The organism is Ruegeria sp. AF3, assembly GCF_056536285.1.
Map to the genome: position 1 here is coordinate 2,235,412 of NZ_JBQFJM010000001.1, position 23,056 is coordinate 2,258,467.

The 23,056-nt window shown below is 56.9% G+C and carries 20 protein-coding genes and 1 tRNA gene; 13 read left to right on the plus strand and 8 right to left on the minus strand.

The features are described from left to right. Positions 1-143 precede the first annotated feature (143 nt). Positions 144-401, minus strand: coding sequence for a hypothetical protein (locus ACR3FC_RS11260; RefSeq protein WP_480474899.1), 258 nt, complete (start codon positions 399-401; stop codon positions 144-146). Between the two features lie 140 nt (positions 402-541). Beyond that, a tRNA-Ser gene (locus ACR3FC_RS11265) sits at positions 542-631 on the minus strand. 435 nt (positions 632-1,066) lie between these two features. Here ACR3FC_RS11265 and ACR3FC_RS11270 point away from each other — a divergent pair. Further along, entirely contained in the window at positions 1,067-3,049 is a 1,983-nt protein-coding gene (locus tag ACR3FC_RS11270) for a phosphatase PAP2 family protein (protein WP_480474900.1), read from the plus strand. A gap of 265 nt (positions 3,050-3,314) precedes the next feature. Next, on the plus strand, positions 3,315-4,442 hold the full coding sequence (locus ACR3FC_RS11275; RefSeq protein WP_480474901.1) for a hypothetical protein: 1,128 nt from the start codon (positions 3,315-3,317) through the stop codon (positions 4,440-4,442). An 8-nt stretch (positions 4,443-4,450) separates the two neighbouring features. Here the strand turns inward: ACR3FC_RS11275 and ACR3FC_RS11280 are convergent, their stop codons facing one another. Next, positions 4,451-5,392 (minus strand): YcaO-like family protein, encoded by a 942-nt coding sequence (locus ACR3FC_RS11280; RefSeq protein ID WP_480474902.1) that lies wholly within the window; start codon positions 5,390-5,392, stop codon positions 4,451-4,453. Positions 5,393-5,460: 68 nt separating this feature from the next. On the opposite strand from ACR3FC_RS11280, the gene ACR3FC_RS11285 reads away from it, so the two are divergent. Both ACR3FC_RS11285 and ACR3FC_RS11290 read left to right on the plus strand, forming a co-directional pair. Continuing rightward, complete coding sequence (locus ACR3FC_RS11285) at positions 5,461-5,772, plus strand: hypothetical protein (protein WP_480474903.1); 312 nt, start codon at positions 5,461-5,463, stop codon at positions 5,770-5,772. Between the two features lie 32 nt (positions 5,773-5,804). Continuing rightward, entirely contained in the window at positions 5,805-7,424 is a 1,620-nt protein-coding gene (locus tag ACR3FC_RS11290) for a hypothetical protein (protein WP_480474904.1), read from the plus strand. 6 nt (positions 7,425-7,430) lie between these two features. Here ACR3FC_RS11290 and ACR3FC_RS11295 read toward each other — a convergent pair whose 3' ends face one another. The 3 genes from ACR3FC_RS11295 to ACR3FC_RS11305 form a co-directional block, all read right to left on the minus strand. Beyond that, positions 7,431-7,814: a carboxymuconolactone decarboxylase family protein gene (locus tag ACR3FC_RS11295; RefSeq protein WP_480474905.1), complete on the minus strand. Its 384-nt coding sequence runs from the start codon at positions 7,812-7,814 to the stop codon at positions 7,431-7,433. 237 nt (positions 7,815-8,051) lie between these two features. Further along, entirely contained in the window at positions 8,052-9,140 is a 1,089-nt protein-coding gene (locus ACR3FC_RS11300) for an aromatic ring-hydroxylating oxygenase subunit alpha (protein ID WP_480474906.1), read from the minus strand. Next, positions 9,137-10,024, minus strand: coding sequence for a MurR/RpiR family transcriptional regulator (locus ACR3FC_RS11305; protein WP_480474907.1), 888 nt, complete (start codon positions 10,022-10,024; stop codon positions 9,137-9,139). The genes ACR3FC_RS11300 and ACR3FC_RS11305 overlap by 4 nt, the downstream gene beginning before the upstream one ends. A gap of 68 nt (positions 10,025-10,092) precedes the next feature. On the opposite strand from ACR3FC_RS11305, the gene ACR3FC_RS11310 reads away from it, so the two are divergent. From ACR3FC_RS11310 to ACR3FC_RS11335, 6 genes are read left to right on the plus strand one after another with little or no spacing between them, the layout of a single operon-like run. Then, complete coding sequence (locus tag ACR3FC_RS11310) at positions 10,093-12,546, plus strand: FAD-dependent oxidoreductase (protein WP_480474908.1); 2,454 nt, start codon at positions 10,093-10,095, stop codon at positions 12,544-12,546. Continuing rightward, positions 12,546-13,628, plus strand: a complete 1,083-nt coding sequence (locus ACR3FC_RS11315) for an alcohol dehydrogenase family protein (RefSeq protein ID WP_480474909.1) — start codon at positions 12,546-12,548, stop codon at positions 13,626-13,628. The genes ACR3FC_RS11310 and ACR3FC_RS11315 overlap by 1 nt, the downstream gene beginning before the upstream one ends. Further along, positions 13,625-14,203, plus strand: a complete 579-nt coding sequence (locus ACR3FC_RS11320; RefSeq protein WP_480474910.1) for a dimethylsulfonioproprionate lyase family protein — start codon at positions 13,625-13,627, stop codon at positions 14,201-14,203. Before ACR3FC_RS11315 ends, ACR3FC_RS11320 begins: the two co-directional genes overlap by 4 nt. Next, on the plus strand, positions 14,200-15,306 hold the full coding sequence (locus ACR3FC_RS11325) for a mandelate racemase/muconate lactonizing enzyme family protein (RefSeq protein WP_480474911.1): 1,107 nt from the start codon (positions 14,200-14,202) through the stop codon (positions 15,304-15,306). Before ACR3FC_RS11320 ends, ACR3FC_RS11325 begins: the two co-directional genes overlap by 4 nt. Continuing rightward, on the plus strand, positions 15,303-16,406 hold the full coding sequence (locus ACR3FC_RS11330; protein WP_480474912.1) for a mandelate racemase/muconate lactonizing enzyme family protein: 1,104 nt from the start codon (positions 15,303-15,305) through the stop codon (positions 16,404-16,406). Before ACR3FC_RS11325 ends, ACR3FC_RS11330 begins: the two co-directional genes overlap by 4 nt. Before the next feature lies 1 nt (position 16,407). After that, entirely contained in the window at positions 16,408-17,679 is a 1,272-nt protein-coding gene (locus tag ACR3FC_RS11335; protein WP_480474913.1) for an aspartate aminotransferase family protein, read from the plus strand. A gap of 223 nt (positions 17,680-17,902) precedes the next feature. Here the strand turns inward: ACR3FC_RS11335 and hemC are convergent, their stop codons facing one another. Next, complete coding sequence (hemC, locus tag ACR3FC_RS11340) at positions 17,903-18,868, minus strand: hydroxymethylbilane synthase (protein WP_480474914.1); 966 nt, start codon at positions 18,866-18,868, stop codon at positions 17,903-17,905. A gap of 106 nt (positions 18,869-18,974) precedes the next feature. Here hemC and hemE point away from each other — a divergent pair, with 106 nt between their 5' ends. After that, positions 18,975-20,009 (plus strand): uroporphyrinogen decarboxylase, encoded by a 1,035-nt coding sequence (gene hemE / locus ACR3FC_RS11345; protein ID WP_480474915.1) that lies wholly within the window; start codon positions 18,975-18,977, stop codon positions 20,007-20,009. An 81-nt stretch (positions 20,010-20,090) separates the two neighbouring features. On the opposite strand, the gene ACR3FC_RS11350 is transcribed toward hemE, so the two are convergent. Then, positions 20,091-21,179 (minus strand): CaiB/BaiF CoA transferase family protein, encoded by a 1,089-nt coding sequence (locus tag ACR3FC_RS11350; protein WP_480474916.1) that lies wholly within the window; start codon positions 21,177-21,179, stop codon positions 20,091-20,093. A 170-nt stretch (positions 21,180-21,349) separates the two neighbouring features. On the opposite strand from ACR3FC_RS11350, the gene ACR3FC_RS11355 reads away from it, so the two are divergent. Both ACR3FC_RS11355 and ACR3FC_RS11360 read left to right on the plus strand, forming a co-directional pair. Then, the gene (locus ACR3FC_RS11355; protein WP_480474917.1) at positions 21,350-22,279 is read left to right on the plus strand and encodes an ABC transporter ATP-binding protein; all 930 of its coding nucleotides are present in this window, start codon (positions 21,350-21,352) and stop codon (positions 22,277-22,279) included. Continuing rightward, entirely contained in the window at positions 22,276-23,037 is a 762-nt protein-coding gene (locus ACR3FC_RS11360; RefSeq protein WP_209598717.1) for an ABC transporter permease, read from the plus strand. Before ACR3FC_RS11355 ends, ACR3FC_RS11360 begins: the two co-directional genes overlap by 4 nt. Positions 23,038-23,056 lie beyond the last annotated feature (19 nt).

Genomic DNA, 23,056 nt, shown 5'->3' on the forward strand with positions numbered 1-23,056 from the left:
GTAAGCGATATCCAGAGAATATGTCCAAAGGGAAGGTTATCGATGACCCAATCTTGGTTGGTTGATACGCCCTATGGTAGTGCTGCCGCAAAAGATCGTCATTGATAAAAGGGGGCTAATTCAGCCGGGATTAGGGCGCTCAACTAGATACTCAGGGGCTTTGGGCGCCCGATCCCGATCGAACTGACCGGGCGGATATCCCTCAATAACACCACATGGGTGAAGTAATCGTCCCGACCAACGGCATGAAGCTTTGGTTGTGACGCGCGATCGAGGGCAACTGTGATGTGCTCGACATTCTGGCCTAGGTTCGCCGCAATGCGAGAACCGACATATTCAAACTGCGGAAAGGTGATGCCGCCGAAGTATCGGCCTGAACGCGTGGGCTCGGGCTTTTCCATTAATTTGGCAATGCTGCCTGTACTACAGCTGCAGCGGAGAGCAATAATTTCTAAGGGATGTCGACTCTCGTCAGACCGGGTGCAGACTGTCCAGTGTCTGGCAAGTTATTGTTTTTTGCAAACTTAATAGTTTGATTTGATGGCGGAGACGAAGGGATTCGAACCCTCGAGACCCTTCCGGGCCTACTCCCTTAGCAGGGGAGCGCCTTCGACCACTCGGCCACGTCTCCGCCGACGGGTATATCCGTGCAAGCAACGGATATACAAGGTCAATTCCGCAGTGTTTGGTTTTTTTTACAGATCCATCCGAACTCTTTGAAATAGAACGGAATCGCAACGGTTTGCATCCGCCATTGGTATGAATTGGTTCACTTTCTTCCGGACTGATGCAGTTCGCAATGTCTTTAGAATCGCAGGCCTTGCCTGTGGCTTCTGGCCTGGTTTGCGAGAATCTGAGACGTGGCAAGTCTACAGCGGCGTTCAAGTGCTCGGTTGGCTTTGCAATGTGAAATCGGGTCACGATTTTTTTGCGTGATAGCGTTCTGTACGCAGTCTTGAAGCTGGCAACTTATTGAAAAAAAAGTAGAAAACAAATTCCCTTTTTGGAAGTCACGATCCGGTAACGCCGTGATGCGATTCGTTCTGTTGTCGATGAGGAGAACATCATGTCGCAATATACCGTTCCGTCTGAACCATGGCAGAACCCTTATGAAGCCAATCAAAAGGTAGGCCGGGGTCGACGCCGTTTGAGTGTGTTGGAGCGTTCCACTCAGGAGGTTTTCAAGGATCACAACGGTGAATCGGACCTTTTTGAAGGGACATGGCCCACGAATTTCTCGAAGGGTTTGCGTCATGACGTGAACGGAATTGTCGACGCGCAGGTCTATACCGAGTTTCTGGACGAAATGGCTGATCCGACCTGCACCGACAATCATGGCAATCGGTTGGCGTTGTTCGACACGCCAGCCTACTCCGGGCCCTTCCGCACCGCGCCATCAGAGGGTGGTGAATTTAGGTGGCGTGCGTGGGAAGGGCCAATCCTGGGTCATCGGCTTGGTCTCAACGGATGTGACGCGGGGGGGTTGGGAATTGCACCCGCGCCCCGGCTTGGATCGGATGAGTTGGCGGCGGAGATGGCCGAGGTTTACGCGATGGCCTATCTGCGGGATGTGCCGTTCGAATCCATCAGGGATGGTGCTGGTGATGCGGCCAACGTGGCGGGTGCCCTTTGTCAGATGGAATGGTTCCGGCGCGATGGCAGCCCTCGGGACGCTGATGGCGCAGAGATTGGAAAGGTTTCGGCGACGCGGCGGGTTCGGGACGGTGGCGGCCTGACCCCTCAAACCCTGTTTCGCGGTTGCTCACAGGGCTGTGCACAGGGACCGTATCTGTCGCAGTTCCTGGTACAAGGCCACGATCCACTGACAGCAGATCAAGCGCGCCGACAAAAGCAAATGCTGACGCAGGCAATGGCCGTCGGGGCTGTTCCCTTCGGCGCTTTGAGGATCGACCAGAAGATCCAGCCGCAGGCGGCGGGCGTGGACTATCTGCGGGATTGGGCTGAGTGGCTGGACGTTCAGAACGGGGCGGACACGACGGCTGAACAAGCCTTTGAAAGCGAGGGAACGAAATTCATTGAAACACCGCGCGACCTTGCCTCTTACGTGCATTTTGACAGAATCTATCAGGCTTTTTTCAATGCCTGCCTGCTGATGCTGGGACAGGGCACGCCGACAGATGAAGGTTTGCCCGAGGATGGATATGCCGGTGTGCGTGATCCAGGCTCTGCCTGGGGCGGCGCGCACGTACTGTCCCTGTTGACGGAAGCCGGGGCACGGGCCCTGAGGGCCGCGAAACGCCAGACGTTTCAGGTGCACAATCGTGCTCGGCCTGAAAAGCTGGGCAGTGTTACGAGTTTGATGGCGAACGGTCACGGCGCAACTCTTGGCGCGGCCGAGCCTTTTGCCGCGGCTCATCTGAGAAAACTCGAAGCTGCGGCAAGCGAAGGTTTCAGTCTTATGGATGCAATCGCCGCCTCGCCTTCGGTGAAGAGGTTTGCGCATAACGCCATTTCCCATAAGGGCCTGCCGCGAAATGACCGTAACTTGCTGCTGCCGGTTGCTTATCCCGAAGGCTCGCCAATGCACCCGTCTTATGGGGCGGCTCATGGTGCCGTTGCCGGGGCATGCGTCACTGTGCTCAAAGCTTTCTTCAGAACGCACGCTTTGGATGGATCACGGGTGTCTTTGGCTTCGGCCGGTCTGCCTCGGGTCCTTGTGCCAGCTGCGGGGGGTAAGACCCTGAACAACTCGACCCGACCGGAAGACAGTGCAGACTGCCTGACGCTAAATGGCGAGTTGAACAAGTTGGCTGCGAATATTGCACTTGGGCGCAATTTGGCGGGCGTTCATTTCTACAGCGATTATTTCGACAGTATCCGGATGGGTGAGCGTATCGCGGTCGGCATTCTGGCAGAACATATGGCAAAATCACCGACGTCATCGAAAGTGTCGCTTGAGACTTTTGACGGCGATCATCTCAGCATCTTGGGTAATCGGTCTTCTGGCAGTGAAATCCACGTTGCCAATAGTTCGCCGGAATTGTGGTGGACCCGCCACCTGCCAGAACAGGCAGGTTGGGGCGGATGAAGTTTCAATTTTTTTCGGAGGGAGATTTTTCATGATGCTTCCGTGCCCGTCAACGATGATGATCTCTCGAACCAGGCTGGAACTGCCGTGGCAATTATTGATGGCAGATCAGCCCTGCATTTCAGATACGGATCGGTGTTCGGTGATGGCTGTTTTTCAATCGCCAGGTTGCGCCGATAGGGGGGTGAGTGTAGCTGCCCTGTCGGATTGGAACTCGAGAATTGAAGGGATGTTCGATGGCAATGGAGTGAGCCCGTTCTTGGTCATGGACCCAGACGACATCGTCGATGGTCAGATATCGACGGGGTTCAAATGGTCTGCCAACCCGCGCGAACCCCGGGATTGTCTGGGCGAGGAACTGGCCGCCAGTCTTTCGGATCAGGGATGGGCAAGCCGGGCTGAACTGCACAATGAATTTTTGGAATATGCGCTGATTTTACGTCCCGATTCCGACGGCAAAATGCGGCCGAAGCGCTTTGTCGCCACGACCGAACTGATGGAGTGGTGGAGAACCATGGCAGTGTTCGATCTGAATCACTTCCTTTCGGTCGTCGAAACCGTATCCAGATGTTCATATTCCTGCGAAGAGCTGTTCGAGGTTTCGCGAGCAGATTGGTGCGAGATGGATGTGCCTCAACGCATCGCTCGTTTTCACAAAAGACTGGTGGGAACAGATTTTGCCCATCCACCAGAGCATCCGTTGAATATCGAACATGCTTTGTTCATGACCACAGAGACAAACAGCCTGAGCGACCTGATCGCCACAATGCATCTTTCCTCATTTCCCTATGTTGTCGGCCATGGTGAAAACAGAAGGCCCGCGCGGCTTTGTGAGGTGTTACATTTTGCCAACCGACAGGATCTGTATTGTCGCCATGCGGGATCTGGTTTGGCGGGTGAAGCCCTTGATCTGGCCTTCTCCAAGGGCACGGCGACACCGACAGGGCGCGCGATGGCATTCGTGAATCCTCTGGGGCTTTATTTTCGGGCGTTTCACATTTCCGAACTCTTCGTGGATGCGGTGGATGTGCCGACAGATTGGGTGCGTTATCAGCGCGGTGAAGCTGGAATGCCCATGCGCCTTGAGTTCGGGCCGGGCGACGATGATCCCCGGTTTCTGGACGATATCACCATGGGAACAGGGCCAACCGCACGGCCTGTGTCGGGTTACGCGCTTGCCAGCCTGATCGAAGTTGGCCCCTTGATAACAGTAGCGGCCAAACCACGCGCGATCACAAGGGTCGAATTTGTTGAAGTCCCGCCTGTTGATCCAGGCGACATCGTTTGTGGGCTTCCAGAAACCAAACGATGCAAACAGATTTCTGAATTTGCGGACCGGACCGAAACCGAGGTCTTTGGCAACGTAGCGCTAACTCGCCAATTCAGTCACTGACAAAGGTTTCAAACCGGCACGGCTTTGACCACGGGCAAAGGTATTTCCGGCGCCGTCATATCGAATATGGCAATCGGACGCCCGGCAGCGTTGGCCGCCGCTGTCAATACAGCCATTAGCGTCGGGTCGGGGCTTTTCCAGGCATCCACATCGAAAGAGGATGCCGGAGTTGGCGGGCGATTGGTTTGCGCGCCGCGATACAGTCGGAACAAGCGTGCCTGTTCCTCATTCATCGCGTCATCTGTCACGCCGGTGTGGTCAAGCGTCACCATATTGCGCCAGGACACAACCGCTTCGCATGCCGCGTGCCAGACACCTGTCGCCAGATCGGCGGAAAAAGCCGTTCCATAGGTTGGCCGCCCGCCATCCGCATCGGCGCAGACCGCACGCAGTAGCAAGCCGACCGCCGGAACCACGCGAAGGTGAACGCTCAGATTGCGCAGGTAGGTGTTCAGCCAGCGGGTCAGATCGCGCGGCAGCGCTGTTTCGGGCAACACTTGGTCGAACTCACGTGGTCCAAGCGCGTGTTCCAGACATTCAAGCGAGGCCCATAGCGCAGCGGCCTCATGCGTTGGTCCCGCTGCGGCCCCCTTCGACGTGATCTGCCCGTCGCTGCCCGGCGCACCCAGAGCAAGGGCATCACGTGGCAGAAAATGCGTGGCACCGTCCGATGAAATCAGGCTCTCGCGGGTTTCAGGCGAATCCGCGCTGTATTGCAGCGCATAACGTTCGATCGCTTCGAAACCCGAAAGCCGCGCGGCTTCGTTCCGGTTACGCGCAGTGCCGAAGGACACGCGATGTTTCATTGCGCCAGCGGGTGGCACTGTTCCGTTTCGCAAATTGATCATGCGAAAGGCGGTGTGGATCGGAGCACCTTTGGGAAATTCAGCAAAAGAAGGTCCGGAAATAAGCCCTGCGTTTTCGGCCAGTTCAATCAGCGCGTCAGTCATTTTTGTTTCCGGATAGGTATGTAACGGGTTATACAAATGGTTGTGGTTGTTAAGAAAGGACTTTTAGTATGGCTCGTTTGACTATTAATCCGAAATACACACTTAAGGATCTTGGGTGTGAAGTTTTGAACGCCGCCCGGAGCAACGCGCTGGGGTCGCCAGAAGATCGCGATGCGGCTGAGCAGAAGATACATGACATCCTTTCGGATGTCGGTAATCCTGCGGTGGAGTTCGTCTATGATTCCAAGGACAGGGTTCACATTGTCATCCCCGATCTGAGCGAAAAAGAGCCAGACCCAAATCCCGATCACCAGTCATGGTGCTGCAAGCTGGCCTATGAAGCGATGGGTGGCATTGTCGTTTATGGCTGTGGTTCCTGACCGCAGTGTCTGAACTTGCCTGAGGAGTTTATTTGAGTAAGGCAAAAACCAAGATATTCCTGACCGGTCCGTTTCAGGTGATTTGCGACGACGGCCAGGATGCAACACCACGCGGCACCAAGGCGAAAGCGCTTCTCGCCTTGGTGTTGTTGTCTAAAAATGCTGTTCGCAGCAGGGCCTGGCTGCAAGACAAGCTTTGGAGCAAAAGCTCACCCGCACAGGGTGCGGCATCGTTGCGCAAGGAACTTAGTGTCTTGACCAAGCATCTGGCCGGGTTCGGTCTGGGGTTTCTGGACATCGGGCGCGAGAATGTCTCCATCGACCTGAAAGCGCTTGAAATTGATTTGTTTGATGAACCGCTTCAACCGGATCGCGCCGAGCTTCTGGAAGGGTTGGATGTTGCAGACCCGGAATTTGAAGACTGGTTGGCCGTTGAACGGCAAGCTTATTGGGATGTTGGTTTTGATGAAAACGCGCCCGTTCCGGTTGGCGCGCGCTTTCCATCCCATTGGGGGCGCCAGAGACCAGCAATTGTTGTCGAGCCGTTTGAAGTAATTGGTGACGATAACAACATCAACGTGGCGGCGGCCTCGATCCGGGACGAATTGCTTTTCCTTTTGGGCACGTTGTCGGATGTCATTGAATTGCGCGATGCGCGAAGACAGGAAGGGCCTGTCGACGGTTATATGCTAAGCGGCAGCGTGGTAGGGGCCGAAGGGCTGCGCGTGGCAGCACAATTGACGTCAACTGTGGATCAGGTGTGCCTGTGGACCGAACGTTTCCGGTTTCGGGAAAAGGATACGTTTGACGCCGTTGAAGAAATCGCAATGAAAGTTGTCGAAGCGCTTCAGTTGCGGCTGCGGGATGGTCACTGGTCCGATATCTGGTCAGCACACGCTACATCCACCGAAGTTTGGACGGCATTTCAGAATGGCCGCATTCAGGAAAGCCTTACGACCAAGGACGGCCTGTTTCGTGCCATCCGCCAGTATGAGGTCTGTTTGCGGCGCGATCCGGACTATCTGCCTGCGCGGATCGCTGTCGGATTCTGCCGCCTGGATCTGATCCGGTTGGGCATGGAAGATTCGCCGGAACAAACGCTGGCTCTGGTCGAGGCCGACTGCGCCATCATGCGTGAAAAACACCCGGCGGATCCCTATTGTGCCGCGCTCGAAGCGTTTACCCAAAATGTTGCTGGCCATACTGCCAAGGCTTGCCAGCTGATGCGCAAGGTTCTTGAGCGGTTCCACAGCAGCCCCGAATTGCTGGGCTATTATGGTGTCTTGTTGATGTATGACGACCGGCTTGAGGACGGAATAGCCACGTATCGGCAAGCTCTTGCGTTAACTCCGCACCCGCCGATCTGGATCGAGGCGAACTTGTCAATGACCCTTGCCCTCTCGGAAGACAAGGCAGCATGGCAGCACGCGCATAATGTCTTGCGAGTGGACCCCGGCAGCGTGCGGGCGCGGGTCGTGTTATGCATGTTGTCCGCTGCGGCAGGCAACCAGTCACTGGCACGTCGGCACGCCCGTCGCATCCTGGAATTGCAGCCCGGATTTACGGCCGAGCGCTGGGCCTGGCCCGGCTGTTTCAAAAACAGAAAATACTATGACGAAGGCGCGCGACTGTTGGCCGAAGCTGGTCTTTGATGGCGTTTATTTGTCTTCCAGCACTTTACGGGCGACGCGGAAACACTCCAATGCTTGCGGAACGCCGCAATAAATCCCGACCACGTGGATGATGGCGCGTATTTCTTCTTTGGTGACCCCGTTGGTGATGGCGCCGCGGCAGTGGATTTCCCATTCATGCATCTTTCCCAAAGCGCCGATCATGGACAGGTTCATCATCGACCGCGTTTTTGCGTCGATCACGTCATCCCCCCAGCCAAAACCCCAGCACCAGGCGGTCATGGCTTCCTGAAACGGGCGGGTGAAATCGTCAGCCGCTGCAAGGTTCTTTTCTACATACTCTGCGCCCAGTGTATTCTTCCGTTGTTCCAACCCTTTCAGGAACAGGTCTTCGTCAAATAAGTCGGCCATTGTGGGTCTCCGGTTTGTCAGCGTGTCAGGCGGTGTTTGTATGCAGGATCGTAGTGCGAAATTATCAACTGGTGCATCTGTTTTAACCGGTGTGGCTGGTCCACTATGTCGTTATACCTGCGTGGCTTTAGGCCAGGGCCGGTCGATTTCGCAAGGGTGCCATTCCTTGAGCATCAGCGTGGTTGATCTATCCGCTCAAGGGCAGGGCAAACAGGTTATGTCTGCCAAGGGCGGGTTTCATTCCACGGCCTCGCGCATCCATTGTTGCAACTTGGCGATTGAGTGTTCGGACATCACACCGCAACCCGGATCCAGCACCAGCGGGCCGGGGCGGTAACCGCGAGATCTGAGGCCGCGATGGACGGATTCCACAAGCCGGATGTCTTCTTCGACCGTTGTTTCCCTGTCCTGAACGGCCAGTTGCCGGATCACCGCGCTTTCCGAACCACCTTCAGTGTACCAACCGCGCCAGACGGTGCAGTGATCCGTGTCACTTGCGTGCCAGTGATATGTGTTCAGCACATTGCCCGGGTAGCACTGGAACGAAAACATAGGCCACAGGAACCAAGACTGGTAATCGCCCGCATGAGGCACCGACAGGTCGATAGGGTAAGTCATCTTGTCGAGACTTTGACATTCGGTCGTGTGGCGCAGCACGAAACCGCCGCCTGCATCGGGTTGGATGTCGTAGGTTTCGGGCTTGACGACACCTTCAGCAAAAGTCGGGTGGTTGGTCGGGCAGTGATAGCATTCCGAATAATTCTCGACGCTGACCTTCCAGTTGCAGTGTTCAGGGATCTCGACCCATTCCAGCGGCTCAAGCTCGTCGATATGTGGGACAAATGTACGGATTTCCTGCCGCACTCCGGGATACCAGTCATCCATCGGGGCTGCGTTTTCGTCGAGATTGACGAAGATGAACCCATTGAAGATTTCGGTCCGGACCGCCGTCAGGCAGATTGCACTGCGGTCAAATCCGGGGACGGATTTGATATTTGGACCCGCGCGCAGCTGGCCGGACAACTCGTAAGTCCACGCGTGGTAAGGGCAGACGACGACGCGGGTGTTTCCTGCGCCCGAGACCATTTCGTGCGCGCGGTGCTGGCAGACGTTATAGAAAGTGCGAATTTCGCCATCGCGTCCGCGAATGCAGAACAGGTTTTGCCCGGCGATCTCAAAAGCAAAGTAATCCCCTGTTTCCCGAACCTGCGCGACATGGCCTGCGAACTGCCATGTTCGGGCCAAAAGCCCCTGCATCTCCTTCTCGAAAATGGCGGGGTCGGTATAATATCGCGCGTCCAGTGAGTGGGTCAGCGGTACGTTCATTCGGGTTCCTCCGCATAGATTCCAAGCTGATGGCGACGACGATGGAAACGTTCGACCCGTTCGACGATCTCGTCGCTGGATACCGCGATCACGAAAGACAGCAGCGTTTCCAGCAGCGCGATGGTCGAAACGGATGATGGGAAAAACTGCGGCGTATCTGCTGCGACGACAAACCCGTGATGGGCGTTCCGGATCACAGGGCTGGCCGGGCTGTCTGAGATACCTATGACAGTCAGGCCCTGCTGACGTGCCAGTTTGACCGCCTCGATCACTTCGGTTCGGTAGGGATGACAGGTGATCGCAATCAGCACGTCCTGTTCATCCGCCCATGCAAGATCGTCTACCGGGGTTGAACCGGGGCGGGGGATTGCATGAAACTGCTTCATCCCGGTCGAAGCCAGATAGGTAAAGTTGCGCGCGTTGGAATTGTTGACGCCCACGCCGAGTGTGAAAATCTGGCGACAATTCCAGATGACTTCGGCAGCAGATTTCAGGCGGGTCGCGTCGATCCCTGCAAATGTTTCCTCGATATTCCGGATCGCGGCGCCGATCATATCGGCATACAGGCCGCCCAATTCACCGGATTTGCCGATGTCCTGAAGCCATCTGGCACGGTCTGGAAACGACACGCGCCCTTTTCGGATCGCGTCGCGAAAGGGTTCGCGAAAATCTTCGTACCCTTCAAACCCCACTTGCCGTGCCATGCGCACGAAGGTGTTGGGTTTGACCTTTGCTGCCTCGGCAATTTCGCGCACGGTTGAGACCCCTACATCCGTAGGGTTCTCCAGAACGTAACGCGCGGCTTTCTGCGCCTCAGGGGTCAGGGCGTCCCACTCTTCGGTCAGGCGGTCCAGAACAGTTGATGATACATTTGTGTCATTCATGATTGACGATGGTACAAATGTGGAATTAGCCTGTCGAGCAGAAAAGCGACTCGGGAAGAGGAAAAATCATGTCCGGGAATGAACTGCCGTCACACGCACGCGTGGTCATCGTCGGAGGCGGCGTCATGGGCGTTGGTCTGGCCTACCATCTGGCCCATGAAGGCTGGGGCGAAGAGACTGTTCTGCTGGAAAAGGCCGAGCTGACCAGCGGCAGTACATGGCATGCGGCAGGGCAGATTACGCATTCAACCTCAAGCTTTGGTCTGGGCAAATGCGTCGATTACAACATCAGTTTGTATTCCGGCCTGCTTGAGGCAGAGACAGGTCAGCCTGTCACATGGCATGGCTGCGGCTCGTTCCGTCTCGCATATACCGAGGATGAGATGGATTGGCTGCGCCATACCCTGTCGGTGGGCCGGTCGCTGGGTTTCAATATCGAACTTGTCGGTCCCGAGAAGGTGGCTGAACTGCATCCATTCTATAACCTTGATGGTGTTCTGGGCGCGCTGCATACACCGGATGACGGGCATGTGGATCCGACCAATGTGACCATGGCGATGGCAGCCGGGGCACGCCAGAAGGGCGTGCGCATCTTCCGCAGCTGCCGGGCGACGAACATCACGCAGGGCGCAAACGGCGAATGGATTGTTGAGACCGAACAGGGCACCATCGTCTGTGAGCATATGGTGAACGCGGGCGGCACCTACGCGCGCCAGATGGGCGAATGGTCCGGGCTGCAACTGCCCATGACGTCAATGACGCACCATTATTTCGTGACTGAGCCAGTGCCCGAATTCCAGAACTTGGACAAGGAACTGCCGGTGATCCGCGATGACCGCAAAGTCTCGGGCTATATCCGGATGGAGCAGCAGCGCGGCCTGATCGGAATATACGAGAAAGAGAACCCGAACTCGGTCTGGCATGATCATTGCCCTTGGGAGTACGAGAACTGGTTGTTCGACGCGGATTATGGCCGGGTAATGCCATGGCTTGAGGAAAGTCTGAACCGGATGCCGATTTTTTCCGAACTGGGCATTCAACGTGATGTGCATGGGGCGATATCACATCCGCCGGACGGCAACCCCTTGATCGGTCCTGCGCCGGGTGTGCGAAATTACTGGTGCTGTTGCGGGACGCAGATCGGCATCGGCTGGGGGCCGGGTCTGACCCGTGAACTGGCCCGCTGGATAGTGCATGGGGCTGCCGATATCTCGATGCGGGATTTCGATCCGCGCCGCTTTGGCAGCTATGCCACCAAAGACTGGCAGGTGACCAAGGCGGAAGAAGATTATTGCTTACGTCACGAAATCCCGTTTCCACACTTCAATCGACTTGCAGGGCGTCCGATCAAGCCGTCGCCACTGTATGAGTTGCTGAAGTCTAAAGGCGCGGTACATGAAGAGGTCTATGGCTTCGAACGCCCCCGCTGGTTCGCCCGCGATGGCGTGGAACAGCGCGATCACTATTCCTTCCGCCGCACTCCTGCCGACGACATGGTCGCGGCCGAGGTCAAGGCAGTGCGCGAACGTGTCGGCATCATGGATGTCACCGCCTTCACCAAAGTCGAAGTATCGGGGCCGGATGCCTATACCCTACTTGATCGGTTGACTGCTAACAGGATGCCGCAAAAGGTTGGCTCGATCACGCTGACCCATATGTTGAACCGCCGTGGCCGGATTGAGTTGGAGACTACGATTGTCCGCATCGCCGAAGACCGCTTCTATCTGGTCTGTGCGGCGTTCTTCGAACAGCGCTTGCTTGATCACCTGGCGCATCAGCGTAAGGGTGAAGTTGTGCAGATCACCGCGCTGTCTTCTGATTGGTCGGCCTTGTCGCTAAACGGCCCCAGATCACGCGAAGTTCTGGCGCGCTGTACGGATACCGATCTGAGCAATGCCGGGTTCCGCTGGCTGTCAGCGCAAGAGGTCACGATTGCCGGTCATAAACTCTGGGCGTTTCGCATGTCTTATGCGGGCGAACTGGGTTGGGAACTGCATATGCCTAACGCTGCCTGCCTTGATGTCTACAATGCGCTATGGGCTGCGGGCGAGGCGTATGGCATCGCCGACTACGGCAGTTTCGCCATGAACGTGATGCGGATGGAGAAGGGCTTCAAAGGGGCAGGTGAGCTGACCAACGAGGTCACGCTGGCCGAAGCTGACGCGCTGCGCTTTGCCCGTACGGGCAAGGACTACCTGGGCAGGGACAAGACGCTGAACACCGATTTGCCATGGATATGTGCCTATCTGCAAATCGAGCCGGATGGCGAAATTGACGGCCATGGAGGCGAGGCGGTGATGCTGGACGGGCGTGTCATAGGCTCGACGGCTTCGGTCGCGTTCGGTCACACGGTTGGTAAGATATTGGCCTTTGCCTACATCAAACCCGAAGCAGCAAAAGCGGGAACCGAATTGGAGGTCGTGATTCACGGCAAGCCGCGTCCGGCTTGTGTACTGGATAAGCCCGCCTACGATCCAGAAAGCCTGCTGCCCCGCACAGACGCAGTAGTGGAGACCGCCTGATGAGCCTGCCCGCCACAATGAAAGCCATGGTCACGATGGGCCATGGAGGTTTAGAGCAGATAGTTCGGCACGATAACTGGCCGCGCCCTGAACCTGCGGAGGGCGAAGTGCTGATCAAGGTTGCGGCATGCGGGTTGAACAATACGGACGTCAATACGCGGTCAGGTTGGTATTCCAAGACGGTCACAGCCGCGACGACCGGTGGTGCGTTTGAAGAGGTTGGCGAAGAAGATCCCACCTGGGGCGGTAATCCGATCACCTTTCCGCGAATTCAAGGGGCCGATATCTGCGGGCATATCGTTTCCGTCGGCGACGGTGTTGACCTGGCGCGTATTGGCGAGCGTGTCATTACGGATGGCTGGCTGCGCGACCCGGTGGAACCCGACAATATGGACAAGACCGGCTATTTCGGCTCGGAACGGGATGGTGGTTTTGCCGAATACGCGACAACTCTGGCGGTGAATGCTGTGGCAATCACCTCGAACCTGACGGATGCTGAACTGGCAACTTTTTCCTGCTCTTACTCCACCGCCGAAGGCATGTTGACCCGAGCCAATGTGACCGGCGAGGATACACTTTTGGTTCCAGGTGCTTCCGGCGGTGTGGGCGGTGCGCTTGTGCAACTGGCCAAACGGCGCGGCGCACGGGTGATCGCGATGGCATCCGAATCCAAACACGCGGACGTGGCCAGGCTTGGCCCCGACGTCATTCTGCCACGCGCTCCTGCGAACCTGCGCGAGGCGCTGGGCGTAGAAAAGATCAGTGTGGTCGCAGATGTCGTGGGCGGACCATACTGGCCGAACCTGATCGACATATTGGAACGGGGTGGCCGCTATACCTGTTCGGGCGCAATTGCAGGCCCGATCGTCGAACTTGATCTGCGCACATTCTACCTGCGCGACCTGACCTTCACCGGTTCGACCGTCATTGACCCTCAGGTCATGAAGAACCTCGTAACATACATCGAGGCTGGTGAGATCCAGCCAGCGCTTGCCGCGACATACCCGTTGGAGGATCTCCGAGATGCGCAAGCCGCGTTCATTGCGAAAGAGCACGCCGGCAACATCGTGGTGATGCCATGACGCTTGACGATGTTCTTAAAGCTGCCCGGCAAATGCACCATGCGCATCCGGATCTGGCTGCGTTCGCGTCTTGGCCGGGTAATCTGACCCCGACGGGGTTGGATCCCGCACCCATTCCCGCAACGAGACTGGTGGCAGCCTTCGACCTTGTTGAAGACGCGCCAACCCGTGACCTGATCACGGCGGTCAAAGCGACGGCGCATCTGGCACATTGGAAACACACCTACACTGAAGACGAAGTTGGTGCGGATTTCCTGAACCGATACGGCTATTATGAGCTGTTCGGTCCAACCGGACATTTTCACTCGACCCTGCTGCGCGGCTACATCGCGTATTGGGGGGCTGGCCTGAATTACGATTGGCACAGCCATCAGGCCGAAGAACTCTACCTCGTTCTTGGCGGAGGTGCGTTGTTCAAGGTCGATGGGGACGAAACTTATATTGGTGCCAATCAAACGCGCTTGCACGCAAGTTGGCAAAGTCATGCCATGGTCACCACAGATCAGCCGATCCTGACCTATGTCCTGTGGCGCGGTGAAGGCATGGGTGACTTGCCCCGGATGGATATCGCATGAAGATCAAAGCTATCACTGTATATCACATCGATCTCCCGCTTGAGCATCCATATTGGTTGTCTGGTGGGCGGCTGAAATTCGAAACCCTTGACGCGACACTCGTGAAAATCGAGACCGATGCGGGGTTTGTTGGCTGGGGTGAAGGGACCCCATGGGGCCATACCTATGTGCCCGCGCATGGACCGGGTATCCGCGCTGGAATTGAAACGATGGCGCCGTTCATTCTGGGCCTGGATCCGCGACGGGTTTTGGAGGTGGAACGGGCGATGGATCTTGCCTTGCCCGGGCACCTTTATGCCAAAAGCCCAATTGATATGGCCTGCTGGGATATCGCGGGTCAGGCGGCGGGCGTGCCGATTGCCGATCTGATGGGGGGTGGATCGCGGACACCGCGCCCGATTGCGTCCTCGGTCGGGGCGAAAACCGTCGACGAAACGCGCGCGGTCATAGAGCGTTATCGCCAGCGGGGCTACATCGCCCATTCCGTAAAGATCGGCGGTGACGTTGAACGGGACATCGCGCGTGTTCGCGATGTCGAGAGTATTCGGCGACCCGGCGAGATCGTTCTTTATGATGTCAATCGAGGCTGGACGCGTCAGCAAGCGTTGCGTGTGATGAGCACCTGCGCGGAACTTAATGTCATGTTCGAACAACCTTGTGAGACGCTGGATGACATTGCTGCAATCTCGGGACTTCATTCGTCGCCCGTTTCAGTGGACGAAAGCCTTGTGACTTTGCAGGATGCGGCCCTTATCGCCCGCGATGGTCTGACTCAGATTTTCGGGATCAAGTTGAACCGCGTCGGCGGGCTGACCAAGGCTGCGCGCATTCGGGATATCGCATTGGCCCATGGGATAGACATGTTCGTAATGGCCACTGGCGGTACGGTTCTGGCCGATACCGAAGCATTGCATCTGGCCGCGACCATCCCGGATAACAACTGCCTTGCAGTATGGGCCTGTCAGGACATGATCACGGTCGATATTGCCGGGGGGCGTGGGCCTCGGAATGTTGATGGCCACTTGCACCTGCCAGAAGAGCCTGGACTTGGCGTTCATCCGGATGAAAGCACATTAGGTGATCCAGTGGGAGTATACGCTTGAAAATCAACAAGATAACGCTCTGGTCTGTCGATCTGACAAGTCACGAAACGTACCACATGGCTGACGGCAAGACTTGTGCCACTGTGAAATCCCATATTCTGAGCCTTGAAACGGATACCGGTCACAGGGGATGGGGTGAGGTCTGCCCGATCCCGCATTACCTGCCGGCCTATGCGGATGGGGTGCCGGGAGCCATTGCTGAGTTGGGGCCTGAAATCCTCGGGATCACTCCTTTTGGTATAGACGCCCCCATGCGCAAGCTGGACGGGTTTCTGCAAGGGCATCAATACGCGAAATCGATCGTCGATATCGCGTTTTGGGACCTGTTCGGTCAGGCGGCAGGGTTGCCGGTTTATGCGGTGTTGGGTGGGCGAACGCAGGCAAATATGCCGCTCTATCATTCAATTACTTGCATTGCACCGGACGAGATGGCGCGCATTGCCAAATCCGCTTTTCAAACCGGCATCCGCCAGTTTCAGGTCAAGCTGGGCGTCGAGGGAGATTGGCAGGCGGATGCCGAACGGTTGATCAAAGTGCGCGAAGCCGTGGGAACCGGGCCGTTGGTATATGGTGACTGGAATTGTGGAGCATCGCGCTTGCAGGCGACCCGAACCGGGCGTGCGGTGGCACATCTGGACGTGATGCTGGAACAGCCCTGCAAAACGCTGGAAGACTGTGCCGCTGTCCGTCAGGCTACCGGTCTTCCGATGAAAATCGACGAGAGTGCCTTTGATCTTGTCTCGCTTATGCGTGCGCATGAACTGGGGTGCATGGATGCAGTGGCGCTTAAACTTTCGAAATTCGGCGGATTGTCGGCAATGCGTCGTGCTCGGGATCTGACCGTGCATCTGGGCACCGAGATATGCGCGGAATGCACATGGGGGTCTGATATTATTACTGCGGCTTCACTTCACTTTGCGGCGTCGACGCCGAAAGGTTCTCTGATGAACACGTGCGACTTGTCTTCTTACGTGGCCCCACGTCTGTGTCCTGATGCACCAATTCGTGAAAACGGCCGGATTGCTCCGCCCGAAGGTCCGGGTTTAGGTGTTGTGCCGGACCTCGATATTCTCGGCACCCCAATTCTGGAGATCGACTGAGATGCTGAAAATCCGAACACAATCCGAGTGGATTGCACGCGCGAATGACGTTCTGCCCGCCGGGGGGTTTGGCAACTTTGATCCCGAAATCATCATCGCCCGTGGTGAAGGCAGCCGAGTCTGGGACGAGGACGGCAACGAATATGTCGATTATCTGATCGGGTCGGGTCCGATGCTGCTGGGCCATGGCCACCCCGAGGTGATGGAAGCCGTATTGGAACAGCTGCCCAAGGGGATGACGTTTTTTGCAAACAACAGCAAGGGCATCGAACTGGCCGAAGCGATCATCGACGCCGTTCCCTGCTGCGAGCAGGTGCGCTTTGTCGCGTCGGGCGGCGAAGCCGACATGTATGCGATTCGCCTGGCGCGGGCTTATACCGGGCGCAGCAAGATCCTGAAGTTTGAAGGCGGTTATCACGGTATGAGCGCCGAGGCGCAGATGAGCCTTGCCCCAAGCCGCAGAGTCAATTTCCCGCAGGCAGTTCCCGACAGCGCCGGTATCCCCGACAGCGTGGCTGAGCAAATGCTGATCGCGCCCTTTAACGATCTGGAAGCCGTCGCTGCTTTGCTGGATGAAAATGACGACGTTGCCGCGATTATGGTCGAGCCTTTACAACGGATTATCCCGCCAATACCAGGATATTTGCAGGGCCTACGAGCCCTGTGTGATCAACATGGTGTGCTGTTGATCTTTGATGAGATTGTCACCGGATTCCGGCTGGCTTATGGCGGGGCGCAGGAACGATACGGGGTCACACCGGATATCTGCACTTTGGGTAAGATCACGGGCGGTGGCTTCCCTCTGGCTGCGCTCGGTGCCAGCGTCGAGATCATGAAGCATTTCGATAAATCGAAGGTCGGGGAAGAAGGTTGGCTGATGCAGTTGGGGACCCTATCGGGGAATCCGGTCGCCTCGGCAGCTGGTCTGAAGACGATGGAGATTCTGCGGCGTGACGGCGCGTATGAGCGTTTGCGCGCAATTGGAAAACACTTGCAGCAGATTCAGTCGGACGCCTTGAATGAAGCGGGCATCGCGCATCGGATTTGCGGTGACGAGACTTTGTTTGACATCTATTTCACCAACGCTGAATGCCGTGATTATCGCAGTGCAAACCATGATGATCAACAGCGCAACGCCACTTACAATGCGGTGCTGCGCGCCCATGGAATCTTCAAGTCTCCGGGCAAGCTTTATCCGTCGCTGGCGATCACCGATGCGGATCTGGAACAGACCCGCCACGCTGTCCGTCACGCTGTTGATGCCATTTCCTGAAGGTTGGATGTATACAACGTAAACGGGTCGCCGTTGAATTCAACAGCGACCCGCTACCTTTGGAAGTCGGGGATCAGCCTCGCCCCCTCGAATACTGATTAAATCACCGGCAATCTGAAAACTTTTCGATACTTTCGAGACTGACCCGACTTCCTCATCGGTATGTCACATTAATGCCTGAGATTCCCGGCAGCCACAGTGATCAAGTTCACACTGCCTCAATTTAATTTGATTTTTTCCAATCGAAAAAACCCGGACCCGCCTGTTCCAGCAGTTCCGCCGCCATCGCGCGGGCCATTTCCGGCCCGTCTTTGACAGCACCGGTCACATCTCTGTTCACGGTTTCCGATCCATCGGGGCGCAGGACTTCGCCGCGCAGCCTTAAGTTGTCTCCGTCCAGTTCTGCCAGACCGGCGATCGGAGTTTCGCAAGACCCGTCCAGCGCGGCCAGCAAGGTGCGTTCGGCGGCCAGCCGCCATCCCGTTTCCGCGTGATGAATCGCTTCAAGCATTTCAGCCGCTCGCATGTCGTTGCTGCGCCGTTCGATGCCAATGGTACCCTGTGCAATCGCGGGCAGCATGTCATCCGGAGAAATGGCGCTGGCTGGAACCTCGTCCATGTCCAGACGGCGAATGCCTGCCATGGCCAGAAAAGTGCAATCCGCGACCCCGGCTTCCAGTTTTTTCAGCCGCGTCTGCACGTTCCCGCGAAACTCGACCACTTTCAGATCCGGCCGCCGATTCAGCAGTTGTGCCCGGCGCCGCAAAGACGAGGTGCCCACAACGGCCCCTTCGGGCAGATCGTGGATTGAGTTAAGGCGCGGTGAGATGAAAGCGTCACGCACATCTTCGCGCGGGAGGAATGTGTCCAGAACCAGCCCTTCGGGCTGTTCAACAGGCATGTCTTTCGTTGAATGCACGGCGATATCGATTTCAGCGCGCAACATCGCCTCTTCGATTTCCTTGGTGAACAGGCCCTTGTTGCCGATTTCCTTCAGGGGACGATCCGCATCGATCATTGCGCGATTGTCGCCGGTTGTTTTGATCACGACGATTTCAAAGGCCGCTTCGGGCAGATCGAAAGCATCGCTCAGGCGTTGGCGGGTTTCATAGGCCTGAGCCAGAGCCAGCGGTGAACCACGGGTGCCAATTCTGAGGGGCGATGCGGGAGTGGGCAGGGTCAAAGTCATGTGCACAGCTTTAGTCGCGTCACATTGCCCTGACAATGGGGGCTGAGCTTGACAAATTGCCGCCGAAGGACGACCCGTTGCCAAAACCGGAAGATTGGGGGCGAATATGGCCGAGACAAAGAAACTGCTGCGGGCGCTGGCGGGTGAAGTACAGGACGTGCCGCCAATCTGGATGATGCGCCAGGCGGGTCGGTATCTGCCGGAATACCGGGCCACCCGTGCCCAGGCCGGAGATTTTCTGTCTTTATGCTATAACCCGGAACTGGCCGCCGAAGTCACATTGCAGCCAATCCGGCGCTATGGCTTTGACGCTGCGATCCTGTTTGCCGATATCCTGCTAGTGCCGCAGGCGCTGGGTGCGGATCTGTGGTTTGTGACCGGCGAAGGCCCACGTTTGTCGACTATCACGCGGCCATCCGAATTTGATGCGCTTAAACCGATAGATGCGATTCATGAGACGTTGTCACCAGTTTATGAAACTGTTCGGATCCTGTCGCGAGAATTGCCGTCTGAGACCGCGCTGATCGGGTTTGCCGGCGCGCCCTGGACGGTCGCGACCTACATGATCGCTGGGCGTGGAACACCCGATCAGGGACCAGCTCACGCTCTGCGAGAGAGCGATACTGCTTTATTCGAGGCGCTTCTGGATCGCATCACGGAGGCAACAATTGAGTATCTGTCAGCTCAGATCGACGCTGGGGCCGAGGTGATCAAGATTTTCGACAGCTGGGCGGGTTCCCTGAAAGGTGACGCGTTTCGCAAATACGCGGTGGAACCGTGTCGTGTGATTACACAGGCCATCAAGGAGCGTCACCCCGGCATCCCGGTGATCGGTTTCCCGCGCGAGGCGGGGGAGGGGTATGTCGGGTTTGCCAAGACGACGGGTGTGGATTGCGTCGCGCTGGACAATTCGGTGTCGCCCGATTGGGCCGCCAGACATGTACAGATTGATGGTTGTGTACAGGGAAACCTGGCCTCGTCGCATATGGTGACCGGTGGGCAGGCTCTGGTGGATGAGACGCGGCGGATTGTCGAGGCGTTCTCTAAGGGACCGCACATCTTCAACCTGGGACATGGGATCACGCCGGATGCCGATCCTGAGAATGTTCAGCTGATGATCGATACGGTACGCGCACAGTAAGCAGGTTAAAGGGGGCCAGCCCCCTTCTTGGCCTGAGGCCAATCCATCCCCCGGGATATTTTGGGCCAGATGAAGTGCGGATCAGCGCAGGCCGTCCAGCTCTGCGAGGATCTCTTTAGTATGCTCGCCGCGCTTGGGGCTGGGTTTCGGGGTCCAGTCATGGCCTGAAAACCGTGGGGCGGCGGCGGCCTGAAATGCACCGTCAAAATCCTGCCAGCTGTTGCGATGGCGGTTCATCGGGTGTGAGCGAGCTTCGTCCGGGCTGAGAACAGGAGCAACGCAGGCATCTGTTCCGCGAAACAGGGCCTCCCAATGATCGCGAGGTTGACTGGCGAAGATGTCGGTCAGACGGCGTGAAAGCGAAGGCCACAGATCACGGTCGTATTGCCGCTGAAACTCGGTATCGTTTGTGAGGCCCAGTAAGTTCAGAAATTGCATGTAGAATTTTGGTTCGAGGCATTGCACGGAAATAAAGCCGCCGCAGGCGCAGGCGTAGGTGCTGCTCCAGTGGGGACCGTCCAACAGGCTTTGACCCCGGGTTTCAGACAGGTTGCCGGTTTGGCGCATTGTCATAAGCAGGTTCATCATATGGGCTGAGCCGTCATAGATTGCCGCATCAACGACAGTACCTGCGCCAGTGCGCTGTGCATTGATCAGCCCGGCCAGAATGCCCGCCACAAGATACATGGCCCCACCGCCGATATCACCTACCAACGTTGGCGGGGTCTGCGGTGCATGGCCGGGATGCGAAGCATACCAGAGCGCACCGGACAGGGCGATGTAATTCAGGTCATGCCCCGCCGTGTCGGCCAGCGGGCTATCCTGCCCCCAGCCCGTCATGCGCCCGTAGACCAGTTTTGGATTGCGGGTCAGGCAGACATCCGGGCCGAGCCCCAGTTTTTCCATCACACCGGGGCGGAATCCTTCGATCAGCGCATCGGCTGTGTCGATCAGGCGAAGCGCGGTATCCAGATCATTGGCGTCCTTCAGATCAAGTGCGATGGATCTTTTGCCGCGGTCCAGCAGGGAACGTTCCGGCATACCCGGTGTTGCGGCGCCCCCTTTGCGGTGGATTGTTATCACGTCAGCGCCCAGATCTGCCAGTAACATGGCACCAAACGGGCCGGGGCCCAGACCTTCGAGTTCGACAACACGTATTCCGTTCAGCATCAGGGCCCTCCGTTCCCGGCAGAGTTTGCTGGCTGGTGTCGGGATTGCAAGCCGGATGATTGCCGACGAGGACGGTCTTCCTTTTGGCAGTTGTTCATCACATGGTACGGAATGGGCCTGTTATCCCTGTGTTCGGGGCGATAGGGTCTGTGCCAGAACGGGGAGCGGATATGACGACCATTTTATCCATCAGAGATCTGCGCAAATCTTACGCCGATGGGTTCGAGGCGCTGAAAGGTGTGTCTCTGGACATTGAAGAAGGCGAAATTCTTGCGCTTCTGGGGCCGAATGGGGCGGGGAAAACCACTCTGATCTCGACGATCTGCGGAATAACCACGCCAACATCCGGTGCGGTTTCAGTCGGCGGGCACGACATTCAGTCGGATTATCGCGCAGCGCGCAGGATGATCGGGCTTGTCCCGCAAGAGATCGCGCTGGAACCGTTTGAAAAGGTCTGGAACACGGTTCGGTTGTCACGCGGGTTGTTTGGGCTGGGCAAAGACAACGCCCGGATCGAGGACATTCTGCGCAAGCTTTCGCTATGGGACAAGCGCAAGAACCCCATCAAGGAGCTGTCGGGCGGCATGAAACGCCGCGTGCTGATCGCCAAGGCTCTGGCGCATGAACCACGTGTTTTGTTTCTGGATGAACCGACGGCAGGTGTGGATGTCGAGCTGCGCAAGGATATGTGGGAAATCGTGGCCGAGCTGAAACGGGACGGTGTCACCATAATTCTGACCACCCACTATATCGAAGAGGCCGAAGCCATCGCGGATCGCGTCGGCGTCATTGACAAGGGTGAATTGCTTTTGGTGCAGGACAAAGACACGCTTATGGCGCAGATGGGCAAAAAGCAGATTGTCGTCATGCTGACCGAGCCAATCGCCAAGATTCCCGATGATTTGGCCAACCACAATCTGACCCTCAATGGCGCCGGGGATAGCCTGATCTATACCTACGATACCCATGCGGATCGCACGGGGATAACGACCCTGTTGAATGACGTGTCGCAGGCCGGGCTGGTATTGCGCGATGTGCAGACACGGCAATCGAGCCTGGAAGAGATATTTGTCAATTTGGTATCCGGAGAGGCGGCATGAACTGGACCGCAATTGCTGCAATCTACCGGTTCGAAATGGCCCGCTTCTTTCGCACCCTGGCGCAAAGCTTCCTGTCGCCGGTTCTTTCCACTTCGCTGTATTTCGTGGTGTTTGGCACCGCCATCGGCAGTCGAATTCAGGAGGTCGAGGGCGTATCCTACGGCGCGTTCATCGTGCCGGGCTTGATCATGCTGTCTGTAGTGATGCTGTCGATCTCGAACGCGTCTTTCGGAATTTATTTTCCCAAGTTTCTGGGCACCATCTACGAGCTGTTGTCGGCACCGGTGAATTTTATAGAAATCGTGATTGGGTATGTCGGTGCGGCGGCCACCAAAGCGCTGTTTGTGGGGTTGGTCATTCTGGCCACGTCGACCTTCTTCGTCGACATACGGATCGAACACCCCTTTGCCATGGCGGCGTTCTTGATCCTGTCATGTCTCAGCTTCTCATTGCTGGGGTTCATCATCGGGATATGGGCCAGTAATTTTGAACAGATGTCATTGGTGCCGCAGCTTGTGGTCACGCCACTTATCTTCCTTGGCGGTACGTTTTATTCAATCTCGATGCTGCCGCCTCTGTGGCAGACGATCACGTTGTTCAATCCGGTCGTCTATCTGATTTCGGGGTTTCGCTGGTCGTTTTTCGGGCTTGCGGATGTGCCCATTGCCCTGAGTTTGCTGGCCATCATAGCCTTTACCGGGGTGTGTCTGGCGGTCATTGGCTGGATCTTCAAAACCGGCTGGCGCATTCGCAGCTAACCCGCACCGGTGCGTTGCA